At 65.4% G+C, this 21,054-nt stretch carries 22 protein-coding genes; 5 read left to right on the top strand and 17 right to left on the bottom strand.

Annotated features, from left to right (window positions below; genetic code table 11):
• Nucleotides 1-57: 57 nt before the first annotated feature.
• Together AC5FRV_RS15610 and AC5FRV_RS15605 are read right to left on the bottom strand one after the other, a co-directional pair.
• Nucleotides 58-1,089, bottom strand: coding sequence for a sulfite exporter TauE/SafE family protein (locus AC5FRV_RS15610; RefSeq protein WP_493562014.1), 1,032 nt, complete (start codon nucleotides 1,087-1,089; stop codon nucleotides 58-60).
• Nucleotide 1,090: 1 nt separating this feature from the next.
• Nucleotides 1,091-1,240, bottom strand: a complete 150-nt coding sequence (locus AC5FRV_RS15605) for a DUF7512 family protein (RefSeq protein WP_493562013.1) — start codon at nucleotides 1,238-1,240, stop codon at nucleotides 1,091-1,093.
• Between the two features lie 390 nt (nucleotides 1,241-1,630).
• On the opposite strand from AC5FRV_RS15605, the gene AC5FRV_RS15600 reads away from it, so the two are divergent.
• Nucleotides 1,631-2,467, top strand: a complete 837-nt coding sequence (locus tag AC5FRV_RS15600; protein ID WP_493562012.1) for a universal stress protein — start codon at nucleotides 1,631-1,633, stop codon at nucleotides 2,465-2,467.
• A 992-nt stretch (nucleotides 2,468-3,459) separates the two neighbouring features.
• On the opposite strand, the gene AC5FRV_RS15595 is transcribed toward AC5FRV_RS15600, so the two are convergent.
• From AC5FRV_RS15595 to AC5FRV_RS15575, 5 genes are all read right to left on the bottom strand, one after another.
• On the bottom strand, nucleotides 3,460-4,695 hold the full coding sequence (locus AC5FRV_RS15595; RefSeq protein ID WP_493562011.1) for an orc1/cdc6 family replication initiation protein: 1,236 nt from the start codon (nucleotides 4,693-4,695) through the stop codon (nucleotides 3,460-3,462).
• A 948-nt stretch (nucleotides 4,696-5,643) separates the two neighbouring features.
• Nucleotides 5,644-6,825: an inorganic phosphate transporter gene (locus tag AC5FRV_RS15590; RefSeq protein WP_493562010.1), complete on the bottom strand. Its 1,182-nt coding sequence runs from the start codon at nucleotides 6,823-6,825 to the stop codon at nucleotides 5,644-5,646.
• Nucleotides 6,826-6,864: 39 nt separating this feature from the next.
• On the bottom strand, nucleotides 6,865-7,326 hold the full coding sequence (locus AC5FRV_RS15585) for a YeeE/YedE family protein (protein ID WP_493562009.1): 462 nt from the start codon (nucleotides 7,324-7,326) through the stop codon (nucleotides 6,865-6,867).
• 1 nt (nucleotide 7,327) lies between these two features.
• Nucleotides 7,328-7,882, bottom strand: a complete 555-nt coding sequence (locus tag AC5FRV_RS15580) for a YeeE/YedE family protein (protein ID WP_493562008.1) — start codon at nucleotides 7,880-7,882, stop codon at nucleotides 7,328-7,330.
• 15 nt (nucleotides 7,883-7,897) lie between these two features.
• The gene (locus AC5FRV_RS15575; protein ID WP_493562007.1) at nucleotides 7,898-9,091 is read right to left on the bottom strand and encodes an MBL fold metallo-hydrolase; all 1,194 of its coding nucleotides are present in this window, start codon (nucleotides 9,089-9,091) and stop codon (nucleotides 7,898-7,900) included.
• Between the two features lie 249 nt (nucleotides 9,092-9,340).
• On the opposite strand from AC5FRV_RS15575, the gene AC5FRV_RS15570 reads away from it, so the two are divergent.
• From AC5FRV_RS15570 to AC5FRV_RS15560, 3 genes are read left to right on the top strand one after another with little or no spacing between them, the layout of a single operon-like run.
• A complete protein-coding gene (locus AC5FRV_RS15570; RefSeq protein ID WP_089818462.1) occupies nucleotides 9,341-9,586 on the top strand; it encodes a sulfurtransferase TusA family protein in 246 nt (81 codons plus the stop codon).
• A gap of 1 nt (nucleotide 9,587) precedes the next feature.
• On the top strand, nucleotides 9,588-10,166 hold the full coding sequence (locus tag AC5FRV_RS15565) for a DsrE/DsrF/DrsH-like family protein (RefSeq protein ID WP_493562006.1): 579 nt from the start codon (nucleotides 9,588-9,590) through the stop codon (nucleotides 10,164-10,166).
• 25 nt (nucleotides 10,167-10,191) lie between these two features.
• Nucleotides 10,192-10,476 carry a HalOD1 output domain-containing protein gene (locus AC5FRV_RS15560; protein WP_493562005.1) on the top strand — a complete coding sequence of 95 codons (285 nt, stop codon included), beginning with the start codon at nucleotides 10,192-10,194 and terminating at the stop codon, nucleotides 10,474-10,476.
• 98 nt (nucleotides 10,477-10,574) lie between these two features.
• On the opposite strand, the gene AC5FRV_RS15555 is transcribed toward AC5FRV_RS15560, so the two are convergent.
• From AC5FRV_RS15555 to AC5FRV_RS15510, 10 genes are all read right to left on the bottom strand, one after another.
• On the bottom strand, nucleotides 10,575-11,690 hold the full coding sequence (locus AC5FRV_RS15555) for an aminotransferase class V-fold PLP-dependent enzyme (protein ID WP_493562004.1): 1,116 nt from the start codon (nucleotides 11,688-11,690) through the stop codon (nucleotides 10,575-10,577).
• Between the two features lie 202 nt (nucleotides 11,691-11,892).
• Complete coding sequence (locus tag AC5FRV_RS15550; RefSeq protein ID WP_493562003.1) at nucleotides 11,893-12,537, bottom strand: helical membrane plugin domain-containing protein; 645 nt, start codon at nucleotides 12,535-12,537, stop codon at nucleotides 11,893-11,895.
• Nucleotides 12,538-12,539: 2 nt separating this feature from the next.
• The gene (locus AC5FRV_RS15545; protein ID WP_493562002.1) at nucleotides 12,540-13,685 is read right to left on the bottom strand and encodes an NAD(P)/FAD-dependent oxidoreductase; all 1,146 of its coding nucleotides are present in this window, start codon (nucleotides 13,683-13,685) and stop codon (nucleotides 12,540-12,542) included.
• Entirely contained in the window at nucleotides 13,682-13,924 is a 243-nt protein-coding gene (locus AC5FRV_RS15540; RefSeq protein WP_493562001.1) for a sulfurtransferase TusA family protein, read from the bottom strand. The genes AC5FRV_RS15545 and AC5FRV_RS15540 overlap by 4 nt, the downstream gene beginning before the upstream one ends.
• Before the next feature lie 146 nt (nucleotides 13,925-14,070).
• Entirely contained in the window at nucleotides 14,071-14,664 is a 594-nt protein-coding gene (locus AC5FRV_RS15535) for a class I SAM-dependent methyltransferase (protein ID WP_493562000.1), read from the bottom strand.
• Between the two features lie 2 nt (nucleotides 14,665-14,666).
• Nucleotides 14,667-14,885 (bottom strand): YgaP family membrane protein, encoded by a 219-nt coding sequence (locus tag AC5FRV_RS15530; protein ID WP_493561999.1) that lies wholly within the window; start codon nucleotides 14,883-14,885, stop codon nucleotides 14,667-14,669.
• 79 nt (nucleotides 14,886-14,964) lie between these two features.
• Nucleotides 14,965-16,485, bottom strand: a complete 1,521-nt coding sequence (locus AC5FRV_RS15525) for a multicopper oxidase family protein (protein ID WP_493561998.1) — start codon at nucleotides 16,483-16,485, stop codon at nucleotides 14,965-14,967.
• A 115-nt stretch (nucleotides 16,486-16,600) separates the two neighbouring features.
• A complete protein-coding gene (locus tag AC5FRV_RS15520) occupies nucleotides 16,601-17,911 on the bottom strand; it encodes a M20 family metallopeptidase (RefSeq protein WP_493561997.1) in 1,311 nt (436 codons plus the stop codon).
• The gene (locus AC5FRV_RS15515) at nucleotides 17,908-19,260 is read right to left on the bottom strand and encodes an FAD-dependent oxidoreductase (RefSeq protein WP_493561996.1); all 1,353 of its coding nucleotides are present in this window, start codon (nucleotides 19,258-19,260) and stop codon (nucleotides 17,908-17,910) included. Before AC5FRV_RS15515 ends, AC5FRV_RS15520 begins: the two co-directional genes overlap by 4 nt.
• Nucleotides 19,261-19,470: 210 nt before the next feature.
• On the bottom strand, nucleotides 19,471-19,881 hold the full coding sequence (locus AC5FRV_RS15510) for a helix-turn-helix domain-containing protein (RefSeq protein ID WP_493561995.1): 411 nt from the start codon (nucleotides 19,879-19,881) through the stop codon (nucleotides 19,471-19,473).
• A gap of 136 nt (nucleotides 19,882-20,017) precedes the next feature.
• Here AC5FRV_RS15510 and AC5FRV_RS15505 point away from each other — a divergent pair, with 136 nt between their 5' ends.
• The gene (locus AC5FRV_RS15505) at nucleotides 20,018-20,596 is read left to right on the top strand and encodes a DUF8170 family protein (protein ID WP_493561994.1); all 579 of its coding nucleotides are present in this window, start codon (nucleotides 20,018-20,020) and stop codon (nucleotides 20,594-20,596) included.
• The last annotated feature ends 458 nt before the right edge of the window (nucleotides 20,597-21,054 follow it).

Here is a 21,054-nt window from a genome sequence, read left to right as displayed (position 1 = left end):
ACGGTTAAAAGACTTGTGTATGGATCGCACAATGCTGCGCCAGAATGCTGCGCCTGGCTAGTCTAGCGCGTGTGAGGGTGACCCGGACTCCTCGCGAAGCGCCGTGATACTGCTGTACACCACGGCCCCGCTGACCAGGAGCGCCGATCCCAGGATCAACACCAGGCTGACGGTGTCGAAGACGCCGATGCCGTAGACGTTTCCGATTTCACGCACGGCCACGGCGAGCGAGCCACCGAGCAGCATCAGGCCGAAGTACACCTTGATCTCGCCCTCGTCGACGATGCTCGTCGCGGCGGAGCCGACCCGGGCACCGAGTGCGCTGCCCGCCAGCAGCGGCAGCACGATGGAGAGGTCGACGCCACCGTCCATCGCGTAGAGGAAACTGCCGATCCCGCCCGAGAAGACGATCTCGAACAGGTCGGTCCCGACCGCGATGGGCACCGGGACGCCGATCAGGTAGAACAGCGCGGGCATGCGGATGAAGCCGCCGCCCACGCCGAGGAAGCCCGACAGGAGCCCGGTCGCGAACGCGACGCCGAGGATCATCCACAGCGAGACCGAGATCCCGCCGCGGAGTGAGATCATCGGCGGCACGCGATAGGACTGGATTTTCTTCGCGATGTCGGGGATGTCGTCGGCGTCGATGTCTGCGTCGGCCGCGTCGTGGTCGACGCCGCCGTCGCCGTCACCCTTCAGCGCTTCGTAGGTCACGAAGAGCCCGATTCCGCCCAGCAGGAATACGTACGTGACGCTGATGATGCTTCCCGCCATGCCGAGCTCTTCGAGGTGGAGCACGATCTCCTTGCCGACCTCGATACCGGCGGTCGTCCCGGCGATCATCAACACGCCGAGCTTGTAGTCGACCTGCCCGAGGTCGCGGTGTTTCAGCGTCGCGATGACGGACGTCCCGAAGACGAACGCGAGTCCGCTCCCGACCGCGACGCGCGAGGGGTACCCCATGACGAGGAGCGCGGGCGTCACGAGGAACGACCCGCCCATCCCGAAGAACCCGAACAGAACGCCGATCAGAAGGCCGAACCCGACGAACAGCACGAGCATGGCCAGGCTGATTCCGAATACGTCCATGTTATTTGTTCTCTATACGCTCGATCAGTCGATTTCCGACTACCTGTTCCACGAAGCCGTAGCCGACGTAGAGGATCATCGCCTCGAAGAGGACCGCCCCAATGAGGACACCGGCCTGTACCGCCGGTGAGAGCGTTCCGATCTCGATCATTGCTGTCGACCTCCGAATGTGAGTGGTTTTGTGAATATCATACCGTTCTGCTCGCTCGATGCTAGCCGGAGGGTGGTAATAGGAGTTTTGGAAGAGTCGTACAATATTACTGCAACGGATGGCACGGGAAACCCACGGAGATATTCTCGTACGTTACGTGAATACGCCCGATTCTCGGCCCGTCGAAACGAGGGCGAAATAGACCGAAAATTCGTCACGCGCGCCGTCCAGGAGCGATTCGAAACGCGCGCCGCACGCCGGCCGAGGGTGTGTGGGTTGTGGTCGAACGCGAGTGGAGAGCGTGACGTCGGCCGGCTGCGCGGCGCCAGTGACGGCCCCAGGTATTGTGGAAACAAAACAATATTATACGGCGGGCGCGACTGTTCGATCATGAGAGCGATTTACGCGACCGACCTCTCGGCGGCGAGCGAAGCGGCCATCGAGAACGAGACCTGTCTCGAGTGCCTCCAGCGCATCGGCGTCGAGACGGTTCACCTGGTCACGGTCGTCCCGTCGAACGTACACGCCGGGATGCCCGGGATGAACCTCGAGGAACGACGCGAGCGCGGGCTACGGCAGTACGCGAACGTCATGGAGAACGCCGGCTTCGACGTCGAGACCCACGTCGTCAGGGGGACGCCACACCGCCGGATCAACGGCATCGCCGAGACCGTCCGCGCCGACCTGACCATCGTCGGGTCGCGCGGCCAGAGTCCGCTCGAGAACCGCGTCATCGGGTCGACGGCGCGGAACCTCGCCAGGTCGACCGTCGTGCCGCTGCTGGTCAACCGCATCGAGCGCGCCGAGGACGAACCCGAGGTGCTTCGCGAGCACCTGTTCCAGCGCGTCCTCTACGCCACCGACTTCTCCGAGAACGCCGAGCGGGCCTTCGGCGCGTTCTCGTATCTCCGGCACGCGACCCAGGAGGCGACGCTCGTCCACGTCCAGTCGCCGAAGGACCAGGGCGCCGAAGACCCCGAGGACCAGCTCGCCGACCTCGCGTCGACGCTCGAAGACTGGGACATCGAGACCGAGACCCGGGTCCGCCAGGGTGACCCCGCCGACGAAATCCTCGCCGTCGAGGAGGAGGTGACGCCCACCACGACGCTGGTCGGGTCACGAGGTCGAAGCCGCCTCCGCCGGCTGATGCTCGGGAGCGTCTCCGAGGAGATCGTCACGCGCGCCGACGGGAACGTCTACCTGGTGCCGCCGCCGCGGACGGCCTGATCTCTTCGGCACTTATCGCAGAGCGAAACGCTGTCGGATCTCTTCTCCTCGTTTGAACGGCGTTTCGCCGACGGTGTCGTGGACGTGTCCGGGTGTGTCTCCCGCTACGCTACGAAGATCTCACCTCTCGGAGGTATCTGAGCTGAAGGCTATCGATCCACCATATCCAACGTGAATAAATATCAATATTAAGCAGAATTTTCTCACTTCGAAAGGATATACTACAGTCTATCCCCAGCCCGATTCCCGCGCTATGATCGTCAACTGTCGTGGAGAAACGACGGAAACGTGGGGGGTGGGGAAATGGGGAAATCGTGGTTCCGGCTGATCGTCTCTCCCCCTCCCCATCCGTTCTCTGATACGACGGAAACGTGGGGTGGGTGTCTCCCTGTCTCGGGTCGAGTCATTCCTTCAGGTAGGGCACTCCAACTTCGATATCAACGGATCTCCATCCCGCCACTGCTAGTAGCTTTACCAACACAGGAGGGGTCTCGTGGTGGGTTGGTTACGCTTCGATGGTGGGAAAGTGGAAAACAGGGATATACCAGCCCAGAAGTGATCCAGAGACACCCCTCTATCGAAGTGTTCCGGCAAACTGGTCCAGGATGAGAGAACCCGAGGCGTATCCAACACGTGAGAAAATCGATCGGTGAGTCCTCGGTGAGAAAGACACCCCTCTATCGATGTGTTTGCCATAACCCGAAACAACCGGGTCGAGAGGGAGCCGAAGGCGAAATCGAGCGATTATACGTATGCGCACTACGCATACACCCCCACATGCCCGTTCGTCCTCGTCGTGGACCGTTACCGGTTGCCCCGAACACATCGATAGAGGGGTGTGTCCCTCGCCGGTTCCGGATCTATCAGCCGAGAGGGAACATTTCGTTACGCGTCTCGTGAACTCGGTCTCGGTCCCGCCCCACACGCTGAAAGAGCTCCTCACGCCCCGTTCCAAAGTTCCGTCGTCCCCACCCACTTGATAGCAGGAGCTCTTACTTGCGAGTCCAGTCGTGCATCCGAGTATCCTCGAGTACCGTTTCACGAACGATCTGAGGATTTTCAATGAGCCGGTTCTGGAGGTGGATGCCGCCTGCACTCCCCTTGTTGATCTTCTCGATTTCGACAATACCCAGGAAGGCCTGTTCTTTCAGGATGTCACGGAACCGTCGCACGGAGAGAGAGTCTATCTCTAGGTGATCGCAGATCTGTTTGTACTGATCGTAGACGCGGCTCGTCAGGAAGGCATCGTCGTTGGTGTTGACGCTCAGTTCCGTTATCGCGAGCAGGGCCGCTTTTGCCTGTGTGGGCGCGCCGTTGACGAGCTCCCTGAACCGGTCCTTTTCCGCCTGTTGCTGCGCCTGACGGACGTGATCCTCCGTCACCCGTTCCGTATCCGCCTCGTAGGCGACTTCCCCGGCATGTCGAAGAATATCGATCGCTTTTCGAGCATCACCGTGTTCTTGCGCTGCGAAAGCCGCGGATAACGGGATCACGTCCTCGGAAAGAACGCCGTCCTGGAAGGCATCGTCGCGGTTGGACATGATCTCCCGGAGTTGGTTGGCATCGTACGGCTTGAAGAAAAGCTCCTTGTGCTGGAAGCTGCTTTTTACCCGTTCGTCGACGCTGTCGACGTACTGGATCTTGTTGCTGATCGCGATGAGACCGACGCTACAGTCGATTTTCCCCGCCTCCTCGGCACGCGAGAGCTTCATGAGCACGCTGTCGTCGTTCATCAAGTCGATTTCGTCCAAGATGACGATCACAGAATCGAATCGGGCGTCGAGTGTCTTCCAGAGAAGTTTGTAATATTTCGACGTACTGAGTCCGGTGTGGGGAACGGAGATACCGGTTGCCGATTCGTCGTTCAGTTTCGCGGCGAGTGAAGAGATAGCCTGGGTCTCGGTATTATCCTCGGCGCAGTCGACGTAAGCGGTCCCGATATCGACGCCCTCCTGCGCTGCATTTTGAGCGCGTTGACAGACGTGTTTCGAGACGAGCGATTTTCCAGTTCCCGTCTTCCCGTAGATCATGACGTTCTCCGGGGAGTATCCGTGGACCGCGCCGTTTAGACGCTTCGCAAGTTTCGAGATTTCCTGGTCCCGACCGACGATCCGGTCAGCATCGGGCACGTGACCGATTTTGAGGAGATCCTTGTTCGCGAAGATGCGATGGCCGGATTCGAAGAGTGGGTCGTCCACAGAACCTGATGAAGAATCGGACGGCGCCATATATTACATCCTCACAAGTCAGTAATAAAAGCCTTGTGAAATTTCAACCCCACATTTCCGACGTATTGTCCTCCAAATTCAGACGGCAAACGGTGTATAACGCCAATGTAACTTTCTAGATGGTTTAGCCGTGTTTCCGACGAACGAGATATGAGTTAGGGACGGCTCGGCGACCGACTTTTCGGACGGCGAGCCCACACACCCCACGTTTCCGTCGTAATCCGTCACGGTGGAGGGAGTCTACGTGAAGAAACGGTCCGGGGACGAAACCGCGTACGAAAGCCGATGTATCGGCTAAGCACAAGCTATAACGATTTTCTCGGTCAAGGTACATTTCAGCCGAGTGAACGAATACCGCTCTCGTCACTCACTTCACGAAGTAAGTTTAGTGGTCATTTCACACCCCACTATATTTAATATAATGGTCTGAGTACGACATACTATATCGCGGGTTTTTACATTGGATTCTATTCCAGTTCGATTCCCGTGCTATGCTCATCAACTGACGTGGAGAAACAACGGAAACGACGGAAACTCGGGGGGTGTGGGAAATGGGGAGAGCGAGGTTCCGGCTGATAGCCTCTCCCCCTCCCCATCCATTCTCTGATACGACGGAAACGTGGGGTGGGTGTCTCCCTGTCTCGGGTCGAGTCATTCCTTCAGGTGGGTCTCTCGGGCTTCGACGTCACCAGATTCCAATCCCGCCACTGGCAATAATATCAATTGTCGTTGATCGTCTCGATTGTGGCATTCGCCGAGACTTCATCCGGGAGGTCGTCTGATCTTTCTCGACATTGGCATCGCCTCCCTCACTTCACGAAGATTATCTCCATGGGGAGGTTCACCGGGGGGACGATGGTTCCCAACGTCGCTGTCTGTAACACTGCAGGAAACATATTTATAAGCGAGTTTCGTGCGACGTTACACAGTTCCTTCACTTCGAACACGTCAGGCGACGTGCAGGACGGCCATCGACCCGTAGCCGAGCGCGAACGCCAGGGCGAACGAGCCGACCCACGCGCCGACGGTCACGAGGATCTTTCGCGCGCTGACCGCGTCGCTGCCGCCGACCGCGGCGCCGCTCCCGATGATCGCGCTGACGATGATCTCGTTGAACGAGACGGGGACGCCCAGGAAGACGGCCAGCTGAGCGATGAGAAAGGCCGGGACGAGTGCCGAGATAGACCGTCGCGGTCCCAGCGAGGAGTAGTCCTGCGAGAGCGATTTGATCATCCGCGGCGCGCCGGTCCAGGAGCCGACCAGGATGCCGGCGCCGCCGCCGACGAGGACGACGAACGGCGATATCGCGCCGACGTCGTCGAGGATGGGGAGCAGCGGCCCGACGGCCAGTCCGACCTGGCTCCCGCCCGCGGAGAAGGCGACCAGCGAGCCGAGACTGAGCAGTACTCGTCGCAGGCCGCCGGCTTCGTCCCGTCGGATGTCCGCGTAGACGAGCGTGGCGACCGCGACGGCCGCCAGCACCGACAGGCCAACGGCGACGAACACGCCGTCGGCGCCCAGCAGGCGCTTGCTGGCGTCGACGAGCGACCCCGCCGACCCGTTCGTGCCCAGAAACGAGAACCCGACGTTCGCCATCACGGCGCCGACGAGGCCGGCCAGGGCGGCGACGCTGAACCGTTCGGGGACGTCCGCCCGGGGGAGGACGCTGGCGATAGCGTAGGCGATACCGCCGCCGACGAACGGCGTCAGCGCCCAGACGGCGCCGATCTGCTGGTACTTCGCCCAGACCGGTGTGCCGCCGAGCGCGAGGCCGACGCCGACGACCGCGCCGGTCACCGTGAACGCCGTCGCGATGGGGTAGCCGGTCTTGATCCCGACGGCCATCAGCCCGGCGCCGATGGCCAGCGCGACGATGACGCCCGTCGCGGGGAGGCTGACGCCGCCGACGAGGCCGCGGCCGACCGCCTCCGAGACGTTCGCACCCTGCGTGACGGCGCCGGCGAAGCCGAAGATGCCGACGACGAAGGCGGCCCGCATCGTCGTGATGGCGTTCGCCCCGACGGCGGGCGCGAACGGCGTCGCACCGCTCGACCCGGCGCCGATGACCCACGCCATGAACAGACTTGCGAGTGCGGCGACGACGAACAGGCCGACGATAGCGAGTTCCATTACTGGTGTAGCCTCAAAGAATTCGAGTCAGTCAGTCGGTCAGTCCGCGCCGGCCGTCGCGGGCTCACCAGTCGTGGCCCGGCTCCGCCAGCGGCCCTGGAGGTACGCGCCGACGAACATCCCGGCGAGCGCCCAGAGGATCGCGACGTTGCCGGTGCCGAGGCTGGCGTAGGCGGCGCCGGGACAGATGCCCGACAGCCCCCAGCCGACGCCGAAGATGGCGCCGCCGACGAGGACGTTCCGGTCGAAGGGCTTCAGCCGGCGTTCGTAGCGGTCGCCGGTCAGCGGGGCGCTGTCGCGTATCCGGGGCATCACTGCGAAGGCGATGCCGGAGACGATGGCCGCGCCGAACATGACGAACAGCAGGCCGAAGTCTTCGAACTGGAGGAAGTCCAGCACGACCTCCGGCCGGGCCATCTGGCTGAAGCCGAGCCCGAAGCCGAAGATCAGGCCGCCGACGAGTATCAGCGGCATGAACAGGGGATGACGATCCTGTGCCATACTAGGGACTCACCCCCAGTGCCGAGACGACCTGAGCCGTCCCGATGGCCACCGTCAGGAACGTGATCACGCCGACGATGGACGTCTTCGAGGCCGACCCGACGCCGCAGACGCCGTGGCCGGACGTACAGCCCTTGCCGACCCGGGTACCGATGCCGACGAGGATGCCGCCCAGGAACAGGCGCCAGGGCTGGACCTCGGTCATCCAGAGCGTGACGCCAGCGACGTCGTAGAGCTGTCCGGTCGTCCCGGCCTCGTAGAGCGAGGTCGTGATCACGCCGGACTGGACCGTCGCCGCGAACACCGCCGCGCCGAGGATGATGCCGAGCGTGAAGACGACTCGCCAGTCACGCGAGGAGACGTACTGCTGGAACCGGGACTGGCTCGAGACGTACGACAGCGTCGACTCGAGGAAGGTGCTCGCCCCGGCGGCGATCCCCGTCCCGAGGTAGATGACGACGGCACCGAGGCCGACGAGTAACCCACCGACGGCGTAGCGACTGATCCCGTTCGGGAACAGCTCGGCGGTCAGTTGCAGTGGGACTGGTTCGATCACTAGTAGATACCCGCGTTAGTCACCGGCGAGCGACTCCTGGCTCGCGGCACAGTTGTTCGGTCCGAGTTCGAGCGTGAACGCTTCCTCGTCGTCGACGGCGTTCTGGCCGAGGTTCGTCGCGATGATGTCCTCGTAGTTGGCCGGCCGTGGCGGCATGTCCGAGAGGATCAGGTCGACGAACTCCTGTTCGTCCATCGTGAGCGCGGCCATGTCCTCGACGAGGTCGCCGATGGGCGCGGTGAAGGTGCCGTCGTCGGCGGGTTCGGCCGAGTCGCTGAAGTGGGCGCCGCCGACGAGCGTGTCGTCGGGGAGCGAGAGGACGCGCTCCTGCAGGGACTCGTAGAGCATCCGTGCCGCCTCGGGCGCGCCGTCGTCGCCCTCTTCGAGGTCGGGGCGGGCGACGCTCTCGACGAACAGCCCGTCACCGGTTGCGAGGAGGCTGTCGTCGAGGAGGTAGGAGGTCATCCCGGTCGTGTGGCCGGGCGTGTAGACGGCCTCGACGGTCGCGTCGCCGACCTGGAAGGTGTCGCCGTCGGCGGCCGTCGTGACCTCGTCAGCGTAGGTGACGCCGCGGTCGACGGCGGCCTCGGGGATGACGCCCTCGACGCCCTCGGCGTCCAGGTCACGAACACCTGAGATGTGATCCGCGTGCACGTGCGTGTCGAACGCGTATTTCAGTTCGACACCGAGGTCGTCGGCGTCGGCGAGGTAGCGGTCGGTGAACGCACGGAGCGGGTCGACGATTGCGGCCTCACCGTCGTCGTAGAGCAGGTAGCCCAGACAGCCCGAGGAGGGGCGCTGGTACTGGAGCAACGTGCCGGCGCCGTCGTATCCGTCGACCTCGACGGCCTCGTAGATGCGCGCCCAGCCGTTCATGCCGTCTTCGAGGTGGTTTACGTCGTACCCGCGTTCCGCGAGCGTGCCCGCGACGTACTCGCTGGCGCCGCCCTTCGCACAGAGGACGGTGACCTGGCGGTCGTCGGGGATCTGTTCGAGTACCTCGTCGTCGATCTCGTCCTCGAGGAAGTGGAAGTAGGGGGCGTTGATCGACTCGACGGTGTCGCCGTCGATGCGCCACTCCTCGTAATCGGATTGCATCCGTGCGTCGAGGAGCGTGACGTCCTCGCCCGCGTCGATGCGTTCCTTCAGCGTTTCCGGTTGGACCGTCTCGACGTCTGCGTCCGGCGTCGGGAAGTCTTCTGGATTCATTTCGTACACTGCCTTCTATCGGACGGGCATACAAAAGGGTTTTCATAGTAATTCGGATTCTGTACAATACCGTCGGGCCGTACCCAGTCGGGATGGGCGAATACACCGCATCCCCCCACAATATGGAGGGTAGATCCGGGATCGCCCCCATCGTAGTAATTCGCACATCCCACAAGAATCGACATCCTTTTACCTCCGACAATAATATTGTGAGGTAGCTCCAATACAGAGCAACAGAGATTACAGATCATGAGTGCAGAATTCGACATCACGGAGACGCTCGACGTCAAAGGTGCATCGTGTCCCATGCCGGTCGTCAAGACGAAGTCCGCCATCGACGAGCTCGCGGAAGGCGAGGTCCTCGAGGTACTGGCGACAGACTCCGGCAGCATGAGCGACATCGACGGCTGGGCCCAGGGAACGAACGGCGTCGAACTCCTCGACCAGGTCGAGGACGGCGACGTCTACAGACACTACGTGGAGAAGACGGCGTAAGATGAGCACGGACACACAGTCGTCGGACGGCGACGAGCCCCTGACCGAGGCACAGCTCCAGGCCCGCGTCGAGGAACTGGAGGACAAGGTCGCCACGCTCGAGACCGACGTCGGCGACGACCAGAAGAAGATGACCATCGTCGCCACGAAGGGGAGCTTCGACATGGCCTACCCCCCGCTTATCCTCGCCAGCACGGCCGCGGCGTTCGGCTGGGAGGTCGTCGTCTTCCACACCTTCTGGGGGCTCGACATCCTCCACGAGGAGAACTCCAAGAACCTCCAGCTCTCGGCGGTCGGCAACCCGAGCATGCCGATGCCGAACGCGCTCGCCGCGCTCCCGGGGATGGACCGCATGGCGACGAAGATGATGCAGAAGAAGATCGACGAGAACGGCACGGCCAGCATCGACGAACTCATCGAACTGTCCCTCGACCAGGGCGTCGAACTCCAGGCCTGCCAGATGACCATCGAACTGATGGACTACGACGAGTCCGAGTTCTACGACGAGGTTACCGTCGGCGTCGGCGCGGCCACCGCGCTCCAGCACATGGCCGAGTCGGACGTCCAGCTCCTCATCTGATCACCCCCGACGAACAAGTTTGCCCATGTTACACACCCAAACGACGGAACGGCCCGTAGATCGCGTCCTCGCTGCGGTCGCCGCGGCCGAGGAGACCGACCCGCTCTCGCTGCAGCCCCCCCTCGGTGAGGTCGTCGACGCCGACGCATTGAACGCGCTCGTGACCGGCAGCCAGGACCGGTCTGGCGCCGACGTCACGGTCCAGTTCACCTACCGCGGCCACGACGTCACGGTCGGCCCGGACGGTGACGTCACGATCGGCCCAGACGGCGACGTCACAACCGGTCCGGACGACGTGGACCTGCGGTAACTCCTTTCTCACCCAAAGTCTCCACCGAAGGCACGCGCCTCCGCCAAAGGCACGAGCCCCCGACAAAGACACGAGTCCCCGACAAAGGTACGAATGCCCTACAGCTCCGGCGCCAGCCCGTCGAGCAGCCGGTCGACGTCCCCCTCGGTGTTGACGGCGTGGACCGACGCCCGGACCGCGTTCGGCCACGGGAGGTCGCGCACGACGATCCCGTCGGCGGCCAGCCGTTCGACCGTCGCCGCCGGGTCGTCGACGTCGATGGTCACGAGTCCCGACTCCGGCGTCGACGGGCTGAGAACCCTCTCTGCCGGAACGCCGTCGACCAGCCGGGAGGCCAGCCGGTGAATGCGGTCCTCGATACGGCCGAGACCGACCTCCTCGATGGCGTTCACCGCCTCGCCCAGTGCGACGTGCGGCGCGGGGTTGGCCGACCCGACCTCGAAGCGACGGGCGCCGGCCGCGTACTCGAAGGGGTCCGCCGTCGGCGTCTCGACGCTCCGGTAGCCGACGGCCCGGGGTGCGAGCCCCTCGGCGACCTCGCGGTCGACGTAGAGGAACCCGCCGCCCCAGAGCCCGAGGAGCCACTTGTGTCCGGCGGCCGCGACGGCGTCGGCGCCCCACTCGCCGACGTCCATCGACAGCTGGCCAGGCACCTGGACGGCGTCGACGAGCGCGAGCGCGCCGGCGTCGTGGGCGACGTCGACCAGGTCCGCGACGGGGAGCCTGGTTCCGTGCGTCCACGTGACGGCGCTGAAACAGACCAGCCGCGCGTCGGCGACGGCGTCCGCGAACGCGTCCCGGTCGACTCGTCCCGCAGCCGTCTCGACGACGCGCACCTCGACGCCCTCCCGCTCGAGCCGTTGCCAGGGGAGTATCCCCGCCGGGTGCTCGACGTCGGTCCGCACGACGACGTCGCCGGGCTCCCAGTCGATAGCGTTCGCCAGCGCGTTGATGCCGCCGGTAGTGCTCTCGGTGAGTGCGATTTCGTCCGGGTCGGCCCCGACGAACGAGGCGACGGTCTCGCGCGTCCGGTCGAACGCGTCGAAGGCCGTCTCGTAGGGGTCGTCCCGGACCGGCGAGTGGTACTCGTGACGCTGGACGAACTCGTCGGCGGCGTCGACGACGTACCGCGGACTGGGGCCGTGGGCCCCGAAGTTGAGGTAGACGTCGTCCTGGAGCGCGGGAACGTCCGCGCGGAGTTCTGTGGGGTTCATGAGCGAAAGTGTGGTAGTGGTTAGTGTACGGCCGGTCGCGTTAATAGTTTTGTGACATCCAAACAATACTGGTCGGCGACAGCGGCAGGTCCGGGAAGGCCCCGTTCGGGTACGGTCCCTGTTCGGGTGCTGTCCCGTTCGGGTGCTGTCCCGCTCGGGTGCTGTCCCGCTCGGGTGCTGTCCCGTTCGGGCGCGTCCCTGTTCAGTCTGACTTCGGCGGGGACTGCTGTTGTCCGATCGCCCGCGCCACGGCGAACAGGTAGCCGAGTCCGTGCTGGATCTCGGGATCCCGGATCCCCCTGACCAGTCCGACGGGACCGACCGGTTCCGTGTCGCCGCTTTCGGCCGCGCCGACGCCCTCGAGCATCGTCTCCAGGCCGTCGCGGGTATCCTCGTCCGCGGCCGTGTCCGCGATCTCGCCCAGCGCGGCGCCGGTCCCCGCGAGCGACGTGACCATCTCGTCGTCGAGCGCGGCCGTACCGAGCGAGACGACGTCGGCCAGTTCGGCGAGTTCGTCCAGCGTCCCGGTCCGCTGGAGGCGGACCAGCGTCTCCAGGGCTTCCTGCAGTTCGGTGCCGTTCTGTCCCACCGTCTCCGCCAGCGCGACGGTCTCGTCCGTCGCGATGCCGTCGGCCGACTCCGCGAGCGTCGACGTCGTGTCGGCGAGTTCGACGACCATCTCGTCGGTGAGCGCGCCCTCGCCGAGCGCGAGCACGTCGAGCAGTTCGTTGACGCCGTCGAGGCGCCGGACGAACGTCGCGACCGCTTCGGGGTTCTCGGCGATGGCGTCCGCGAGCGGGTCGGCCTCGGCGTCGGGGTCGCCGTCGGCGTCGATTTCGCTGGCCATCGTCAGAGCAGCCCCCGTGCGGTGAGCCAGTAGGCCTCGTTGTACGCCAGTTTCGACCAGTGGAGCTTCCGGGACGGCGGTGCCGGCGACGGCGGTCGCTCGAAGTCGAACTCCACGAACGAGGCGGCGTCCATCCCCGTCTCGATGAAGCAGAGCGTCTTGCCGTCGTAGGTCGCCGTCGCCGGCTGGCCGCGGACCTCGCTCGCGATGCGCTGGGCGACGACGCCGGCCTGGTAGTGGGCGACGCTCCCGGCGTTGGGCATGCCGGTATCGGCCGTGTCACCCAGCGCGTAGACGTGCTCCGCCGCCTCGGCTTCCAGCGTGTGCTTGTCGACCTCGACCCAGCCCCGGTCGCCGAGGCCGGCCTCCTCGACCAGGTCGACGCCGCGGTGGGGCGGGATCGTGACGAGGAGGTCGTAGTCGATGTCAGTCCCCTCCATCGACCGGAGGACCTGCTCGTCGGCGTCGACCTCCTCGGCGTTGAAGAACGTCTCGACCCCGATGTCGCGCTCGTCCATGATCGGCCGCGCCCACTCGGCGATGTGGGGGTTGCCGTGGACCCGCTGGATCGGGTACGTGTACGTGACGTCGACGTCCTCGCGGAGGCCCCGCTCGCGGAGCCAGTCGTCGACCATGAACACGAACTCCAGGGGCGCCGCCGGGCACATGTGCGGCGTCCCGACGACGCTGAGCACCAGGTGCCCCTCGGTGAACGAGAGCAGGTCGTCCCGGAGGTCGGTCGCGCCGGCCTCACTGTAGTAGTCGTGGCCGGCGTCGGCCAGTCCCGGAATCTCCTCGGGCGCGAGCGTCGACCCCGTCGCGAGGACGAGGGTGTCGTACTCGATCGGATCGGGGCCCTCCATGCTCTGCATGCGCTGTGCGTCGGTGTCGATAGCGGTCACGCGGTCGATACGCACGTCGACCCGGTCGTCGACGAGTTCGGTCAGCGGCCGGCGGGCGTCCCCGGGTTCGCGCTGACCGAACGGGACGTACAGCCACACCGGCTTGTAGACGTGGTCCGGGTCGTCGTTGACCAGCGTGACCCGGACGTCGCCGGCGTCGATTTCACCGGCCAGTCGCTCGGCCAGGTTGTTGGCGAGGACGGCCCCGCCGGTGCCCCCGCCGACGATCACGACGTGCTCGGTCATGCTTTCTCCACGTAGAACGCGTGGTGGTCCTCGCGCTCCTCGACCCCGTGGAGTTCGTTGCCGGCCTCCTCCGTCCACTCGGGGACGTCGGTGAGCGACTGGTCGTTGTCGCTCAACAGGCGGACCACGGTTCCCGGCTCGACGCTCCGCATCTTGCCGATGAGGTCCATCAGCGGCCCGGGGCACGCTGCCCCACGGGCGTCCACGGTCTCGTCGGCTTCCACGTCAATTTCGGTCATCGTCACAGGTGAACCTCCGGGCCGGATCACTTTAGTATTGTATACCAATTCCAAGATTCTGAAAATCACCGTGCAGTATAGGTGCTCGACGCGGTGTGGTGACGGTCCATCGCGATCGACGGGTCGGGTGACCGGCGACCCGAATCCTATCGCTCGAACGCGAGCCCGTAGTGGTACGGCGGGAGGTCGACCCGCCGCTCGAGGGACAGGTCGCCCGCCGCGCGAACGGCCGCCTCGGTCTCTTCGGCCGACACGCGGAGGTCGGTCGGCGGTCCCCGCGGTTCGCCTCCGACGGTCGTCTCCTCCCGCGGGCGGTCCTCCCAGTTGACGACGATGAACCGGCCACCCGGACGGAGCGACGCCTCCACTTCCCGGACGAGCGCGTCCCTGTCGTCGACGCCGTGGAAGGCGTTGGCCAGCAGGACGACGTCGACCCGCTCCGGCAGGTGATCGGACAGGCGGCGGGCGTCACCGTGGACGGGCGCGACGTTGTCGACGCCCTGTCGGTCGGCGAGGGTCGAGCACTCCGCGAGGAGCGACTCGTCGAGGTCGCAGGCGTACACCGGCGCCGGATCGACGATCCGTGCGGCGGGCAGCGCGAAGTAGCCGTTCCCGCAGCCGACTTCCGCGAGCGCGTCCCCCGACTCGAGGCCCAGTTTGCGTAGCGTCTCCCCGGGCGCCGGCCACAGCCGTCCCCACCAGTCCCAGTCCGGTTGCCCGGTGTTCTCGAAGGGATTCATGGTCACCGGGCGTCCGCGGTGTCGATCCCGAGTACCCGGTACACCAGGCAGACGCGGGTCAGGCCCGTCCCGATCAGAACGGCGCCCACCAGGAGCGCGAGCACGCCGACGAGTGGCCCGGTCTCCAGTGCGCCCGCTAGTGAGCCACCGCCTATCGCCGCCAGCAGTCCACCGACAGCCAGTCGAACGGTGCGATCCGCTCCCCCGATATTGTATTTCATGCCCAATTTAACACACTATAACGAGTTAAGCGTTCCCCGACCCGGTGGGCCGTCCCGAGCGGTTCGTCGATGTGGCGCGTCACCCGACGTATCGCACCACCCGGGCCATGCCGGACTCCAGGTGGTAGAGGTTGTGGCAGTGGAACAGCCAGTCGCCCGGATTGTCGGCGACGAAGTCGAGCGTGACCTCGCCCATGTGCCCGGGGACGAGGACGGTGTCCTTGACCGCGTCCCCGACCTGGAAGAAGTGGCCGTGGAGGTGCATCGGGTGGAGCACGGGACTGCGGTTCACCATCCTGATCCGGACGTGCTCCCCCTGTCGGACGTCGAGCGGGTCGGCGTCGGGGTAGGCCTGTCCGTCGATGAGCCACTCGGTCCCGCCCTGGCGCCCCGACAGCGTCAGATCGAACGACCTGTCCGGACTCCCGTCGATGCCCGCCAGCGGCGAGCGCGCCTGGAGGTCGCCGTACGCGAGCGCTCGTCCGCCGTTCGACGGCGCCCCCGGTGCCGCGGAGTCGTCGACCCCTTCGTACGTCACGAGGGCTCGCGCCGGGGGTTCGTCCCCGTTGACGGCCTCGGCACGGACCTCCCACGTGCCCGGGTTATCGGCCTCGACGACCGCGTCGTATCGCTCGCCAGAGCCGAAGACGAACGAGTCGACGGTCACCGGATCGACCGGGCGTCCGTCGGCGTGGGTCACGGTCAGGGGGTGACCACCGGCGCGCACCCGGAACGCCGTCGCACTGCTCGCGTTCACGAACCGAAACCGGACGCGCTCGCCCTCCCGGACCGAATACGTCCGGGGGTCGTCCGGCAAGCGTCCCCCCATCAGGAGGCCGGCGTACGGCGGTCGTCGGTCGGCCATCGGGCCACCGCCGCCGCTCCCGCCCGGGCCACCGCCCATCGGCCCGCCGCCTCCACCGGGACCGCCGCCGCTGGGGCCACCGGGACCACCGCCGCCGCTCCCGCCCGGGCCACCGCCCATCGGCCCGCTCCCCGACTCGAGTTCGGAGAGCGGGCGGGGCTCTCCGGCGAGGTAGTCGTCGACGACGACGGTGTACTCGCGGTCGTACTCCACGTGCGGGTCGTCCTCCTCGACGATCAGCGGGGCGAGGAGACCGCGGTCGAGCTGGAGCCCGACGTGGCTGTGGAAGAAGAACGTTCCCGCGGGTTCCGCCCGGAACCGGTACGTGAACGAACCGCCGGACTCGACCGGATCCTGCGTGACGTCCGGGACGCCGTCCATCTCGTTGGCCACGGGGACGCCGTGCCAGTGGATCGTCGTTCCGTCTGCGAGCTCGTTGTCCAGTTCGACCTCGACCACGTCCCCCTCGCTCGCGCGGAGTTCGGGCCCCGGGAACTCGCCGTCGTACAGCCAGTTCTCGGTCGTCGCGTCCGCGCCGGGCTGGACCTCGCCCGGTGCCGCATCCAGTGCGGCCCGTACGTCGGCGGAGCCGGACGGCGGACTGCGGGGGGTCGGACGGGACGAATCACCTGGGCCCGTCCCTTCGGTCGCCAGACACCCGGCGAGTCCACTCGCGCCCGTTCCAGCCAGCGCCTGCAGGAAGCGCCGTCTGGTGGAAGTTGACGGCGAGCTCACGGGGACCCGAGCACGCGCTCGAACCGTTCGCCGGCTCGTGTTTTCATAGTAAATTCCATACCGCACAATAGTATCTGTTCGTCGTATTACTCTTTCGCGGCGAACGGCGACCGAGTTACGCGCCGGAGGACGCGTCTGCCCAGACGCCGGGGAGCCGCGCGTACACCGTCGCGTTCCCGGTGAGCGCGCCGACGGTCGTGTACTCGTCGACGGCGTGGACGGTGTCGGTGCCGAGCGCGAACTCGACGGTCGGGATTCCGGCGTTCCGGAGCTTCTTCGCGTCACCGCCGCCCGTCGCACTCCGGCGGTAGACGCGCTCGTCCGTCACCGTCTCGGCCGTGGACGCCACCGCCTCGACGAGCGGGCTGTCGATCGGTTCGGCGGTCCCGACGCTCCAGGAGACGTCGGCCAGCGTGATGCCCTCGCAGTCTGCGACGCAGTCCCGGACGTCCGAGAGCACCCTGGACGTGTCCACCCCGGCCGTCAGCCGGACGTCGACCTCGGCGCGGGCTGACTGGGGGACGCTGTTGATCACCTCGCCGCCCTCGATGGTCCCGAGGTTGATCGACGGGGACGCGAAGAGCTCCCGGGCGACGTCCGCGCCCATCGTCGGCGCGTAGTACTCGACCGACTCCGCGAGTACCGGTTCCAGGACCGGGTCGACGTCGAGTTCGCGCGTCCCGAACCGCTCCCGGAGGGTCGTGATCGCCCCGTAGAGCCGATCGATGGCGTTGTCGCCCAGCACCGGCCGGGAGCCGTGTGCGGCCTCGCCAGTGGCCGTCATCGTCAGCCAGATGCTCCCCCGGTCGGCGACGGTCACCGAGTGACGTCCCTCCTCGCAGGTCGGTTCGCCGATGACGCAGGCGTCGGCGTCGAGTCGGTCGGTCTCGAGCAGTGCGGGGAGGCCCGCGTCGCCGCCGACCTCCTCGTCGCTGACGAACGCGAACTGGAGGTCGACGGGCGGGGCGTCGTCGGCCTCGGCGAACACGCGGATCGCCGAGAGCATCGCGGCGACGGCGCCCTTCATGTCGGTCGCACCGCGGCCGTAGATTCGGTCTCCCTCGCGTTCGCCCAGCGGATCGAACGACCACTCGTCGGCGTCGAACGGCACCGTGTCGAGGTGGCCGACGTACAGCAGCGTCCGGTCGCGCTCGCCCGGTATCGTCGCGAGAAGGTTCGGCTTCGCCGGATCGACCGTGATCCGTTCGACGTCGACCGACAGGGCAGACAGGTACTGCTCGATCAGGTCGACGATTTCCCCGGTTTCGCCTGGCGGGTTCGACGTGTCGATCGCGAGCAGATCGAGTGCCAGGTCGACCAGCGCGTCGCTATCGACCGGCGGGCGCCCGCCCCCGGCCTCTCCGGCGTCGCTGGTTTCTCCGGCGTCATCGTCCCCGTTCTCGACGGGGGACGCGTCGGTCGTCATCGCTCCAGTTTCCCGGCGAGCACCTTCGCCGCGGTGAGGACCGGGTCCCAGACCGGGCTGAACGGCGGCGCGTACGCCAGGTCCGCGTTCTGCAACTCGGTGACGGTCAGCCCGCCGTGTAGCGCCGTCGCGACGGTGTCGATCCGCTTCGCGCCGTCGCGACCGACGACGCTCCCGCCCAAGACGGCTCCCGTCTCGCGGTCCGCGACGAGCGTGACCTGTATCTCCTCGCTCCCGGGGTAGTAGTGGGGCCGCGTCGCGTCGGTGATCGTGACCGACACTGGGTCGAAGCCGGCGTCGCCGGCCCGCGCCTCGTCGAGGATGCCGGTCCGGGCCGCGCCGAGGTCGAAGGCCTTCACGATGGCCGTGCCGGCGGTCTCGCCGACCGCCGTTGGCGATCCGGTGAGAGTCTGGCCGATGGCCCGGCCGGCGCGGTTCGCGGTCAGCGCCAGCGGGACGTGGTCGGGTTCGCCGGTGACGACGTGGACGTTCTCCGCGCAGTCGCCCGCGGCGTAGACGTTCGCCGCGCTCGTCCGGCCGTATTCGTCCGTCGCGATGGCGCCGGTCGGTCCGAGTTCTATCCCCGCGTCTTCGGCGAGCGCGACGTTCGGCTTCACGCCGACGCCGACGACGGCGATATCTGCGGAATGGCTCTCACCGCCGTCGAGGTGGACTTCGTCGACGCGGCCCTCGCCGGCGAACCCCGAGACGGCCGTCTCGAGGTGCAGGTCGACCCCCTGTTCCCGCAGGTGGTCCTCGACCACCTCCGCGACCGCGTCCCCGAACGGTTGCAGGACGCTGGGCAGCATCTCGTAGAGACTGACGTCGAGGCCGCGCGCCGACAGCGCCTCGGCCATCTCGATACCGACGTAGCCACCGCCGACGATAGCGGCGCTCTCAGGCGTCTCCTCGGTGACGTAGCGCTCGATGGCGTCGGCCTCGTCCATGTCGTGGATGGTGAACACGCCGTCCAGATCCGTCCCGTCGAACGGCGGAACGACCGCACTCGCGCCGGTCCCGACGAGGAGGTGGTCGTAGGCCTGGTCGAACGTCTCGCCGTCGGCCGCGACCGTGACCGTCTGGCCCCCGGTGTCGACGGCGACGACCTCGTGGCCCGTCCGGAGGTCGATACCCCGTTCCTCGCGGATCTCCTCGGGCGTCAGCGCGACGAGGTCCTCGAGTTCGGGGACGTCGCCTTTCACGTAGTAGGGCATCCCGCAGGCCGCGTAGGAGACCCACTGGCCCTTCTCGAAGACGACGACGTCCATCTCCGGGTCCTCGCGCCTGGCCTTGCTCGCGGCGCTCAGTCCCGCTGCGTCACCGCCCACGACGACGAGGGTGTCGCTCATACGTGGGGATAGGGGCAGTAGCGCCAAAAGTATTCCCGGAAATTCCCACTACTATACACACGCATCGGGACGGAAACAGCGGCTTCGGCGTGTCCGAGTCGACCGGTATCGACGCCGCCAGAGTTCGGGTCGGATCGAGACGACCGACCATCGACGATCAAATATCGAAGCGACGGTTTTCACGCTTCACGATTCGAAAGAGAGGACCTGTTAGCGCTCAGGTCGCGGAGCGGTCTCGTATCGTTCGATCTCGTCGGTCTTCTCCACCCGGCCGTACACCTCTCGGAGTGTCTCCCGTGCTCGGAGAAGGTTGTGCTCCTCGAGGAACGGCCGCCCGCTCTCGCTGATTCCGTAGAACTTGTACGGCAAGTCGTTCTGCCGGCGGTCCTCCGGGAGCAGCACCTCCTCGACGACACCTGCGTCGACGAGTTGCTGGAGGTGCTGCCGAATCGTCGTCTGGCTCTTGCTCGGGTTGACGTAATCGAGTTCCTTCAGCGTCGGCAGTTCCGACGGATGCCCGATAATGTCCTGGAGGAGCGCGAATCGCGTCTCCTGTGTGACGACGTTGAGCCGCTCCCGGACGGACTCCAGGTCGCTCGGCGTGTGGTCGGAGGTACTCATTACACTACAGTTCGTTTAGTACGTACAAATGCGTTTCGCTAAAATGCGAATCGGTTGAAAGCGATGCGTGTAGATACGATTCGGTCGGCAATGTGTTCGCCACATTGAAGCGAGGGTCAGGAGAATGCCGGACTAGATGAGCGGGGATCCGGTCACTGTGGACGAACTCGCGGAGAAGGCCGACGAGTATCTGCACGAGGCCTCACTCACGCCGGCGGAGTACGAAGCGCTGAAACAGAGTGTGGCGGAGCTCACACCGATCTTCGCGGCTGAGAACTCGTACTTCGTTCTCGGCAGCTACGGGAAACACGAAATCCGGCATCTCCAGCTCGTGAAAGACCGTCTCAACCGACAGCCCGGTGCGTACGCGTTCCTGATGGTCGACATTCGGAGCGAGTGGACCAACACCTACCTCAAATTCCGGCTACTCGCGGATTACACGGACTGTATCGTGGGCGTCGCCGAACACTCTCAGGGCGGCTTCCTCGTCGAGCAGGGCTACTTCACGGCCCTCGAGGAGTACTTCACGAAGACCCACGTGTTCAAACGCGAGTACGACACGGCGGATGCGGACACGATCGACACGAGCGTCGACGTCGACAATCCCTACAGCGGAATGCAGACGGCGATCTTCGAAATGCTCGACGACGTCGGGCGTCTCTGCCGGTGGACGACCGAGGACGACCTCGTCGAGTGTGCTGAATCCCGCTCGTGAATCACGCTCTTCGATCGTCTCCGGTCGGCAAGATTCACCCCATAGCGTCATTGTTACGGAAGATCCGCCGCTTCCGATCGAACTTCCACCTCACACATGTGTTCTGTAATATTCGAATTTGAAATAATTAACTCAACTGTTTCAAGTGAAATGTACAGACAGACACCACTCTTGCAAGTGAAGCGTGAGAACAGCGATACTAGATCGGACAACAGTCCACTGTTTCATCTAAAGCTGTGACATGTTACGATCGGTCCTGGACGTCAATCTAACCGTAAAAGACGGTCTAGCTGACCTTCTCGTGATGTTCGGAATTTCATACGGTTCCTGTCTGTGAGTTGGAGAGGCGCAATTTTCAGCTTCACTTGAAGATGTGGTGTGTCTCTGTTCGCCAACTTCCTGGGACCACACCGGGCCGATGCCAGTGGTAAGTGCTCAGGCCCGCGAGATTCGGACGA

The sequence above is a fragment of the Halomicrobium sp. HArcel3 genome (genome assembly GCF_058933135.1).
The sequence above is the reverse complement of the archived record's forward strand: the minus strand, read 5'-3'. Positions and strand labels throughout refer to the sequence as shown.

Excerpts from the sequence above, each read along its gene's own strand:
- AC5FRV_RS15610 (WP_493562014.1), bottom strand. The coding sequence starts at position 1,089 with ATGGACGTATTCGGAATCAGCCTGGCCATGCTCGTGCTGTTCGTCGGG.
- AC5FRV_RS15560 (WP_493562005.1), top strand. The coding sequence starts at position 10,192 with ATGTTACACACCCAAACGACGGAACGGCCCGTAGATCGCGTCCTCGCT.
- AC5FRV_RS15535 (WP_493562000.1), bottom strand. The coding sequence starts at position 14,664 with ATGAATCCCTTCGAGAACACCGGGCAACCGGACTGGGACTGGTGGGGA.
- AC5FRV_RS15605 (WP_493562013.1), bottom strand. The coding sequence starts at position 1,240 with ATGATCGAGATCGGAACGCTCTCACCGGCGGTACAGGCCGGTGTCCTC.
- AC5FRV_RS15530 (WP_493561999.1), bottom strand. The coding sequence starts at position 14,885 with ATGAAATACAATATCGGGGGAGCGGATCGCACCGTTCGACTGGCTGTC.
- AC5FRV_RS15570 (WP_089818462.1), top strand. The coding sequence starts at position 9,341 with ATGAGTGCAGAATTCGACATCACGGAGACGCTCGACGTCAAAGGTGCA.
- AC5FRV_RS15505 (WP_493561994.1), top strand. The coding sequence starts at position 20,018 with ATGAGCGGGGATCCGGTCACTGTGGACGAACTCGCGGAGAAGGCCGAC.
- AC5FRV_RS15565 (WP_493562006.1), top strand. The coding sequence starts at position 9,588 with ATGAGCACGGACACACAGTCGTCGGACGGCGACGAGCCCCTGACCGAG.
- AC5FRV_RS15585 (WP_493562009.1), bottom strand. The coding sequence starts at position 7,326 with ATGGCACAGGATCGTCATCCCCTGTTCATGCCGCTGATACTCGTCGGC.
- AC5FRV_RS15540 (WP_493562001.1), bottom strand. The coding sequence starts at position 13,924 with ATGACCGAAATTGACGTGGAAGCCGACGAGACCGTGGACGCCCGTGGG.
- AC5FRV_RS15520 (WP_493561997.1), bottom strand. The coding sequence starts at position 17,911 with ATGACGACCGACGCGTCCCCCGTCGAGAACGGGGACGATGACGCCGGA.
- AC5FRV_RS15575 (WP_493562007.1), bottom strand. The coding sequence starts at position 9,091 with ATGAATCCAGAAGACTTCCCGACGCCGGACGCAGACGTCGAGACGGTC.
- AC5FRV_RS15600 (WP_493562012.1), top strand. The coding sequence starts at position 1,631 with ATGAGAGCGATTTACGCGACCGACCTCTCGGCGGCGAGCGAAGCGGCC.
- AC5FRV_RS15595 (WP_493562011.1), bottom strand. The coding sequence starts at position 4,695 with ATGGCGCCGTCCGATTCTTCATCAGGTTCTGTGGACGACCCACTCTTC.
- AC5FRV_RS15555 (WP_493562004.1), bottom strand. The coding sequence starts at position 11,690 with ATGAACCCCACAGAACTCCGCGCGGACGTTCCCGCGCTCCAGGACGAC.
- AC5FRV_RS15545 (WP_493562002.1), bottom strand. The coding sequence starts at position 13,685 with ATGACCGAGCACGTCGTGATCGTCGGCGGGGGCACCGGCGGGGCCGTC.
- AC5FRV_RS15550 (WP_493562003.1), bottom strand. The coding sequence starts at position 12,537 with ATGGCCAGCGAAATCGACGCCGACGGCGACCCCGACGCCGAGGCCGAC.
- AC5FRV_RS15515 (WP_493561996.1), bottom strand. The coding sequence starts at position 19,260 with ATGAGCGACACCCTCGTCGTCGTGGGCGGTGACGCAGCGGGACTGAGC.
- AC5FRV_RS15510 (WP_493561995.1), bottom strand. The coding sequence starts at position 19,881 with ATGAGTACCTCCGACCACACGCCGAGCGACCTGGAGTCCGTCCGGGAG.
- AC5FRV_RS15590 (WP_493562010.1), bottom strand. The coding sequence starts at position 6,825 with ATGGAACTCGCTATCGTCGGCCTGTTCGTCGTCGCCGCACTCGCAAGT.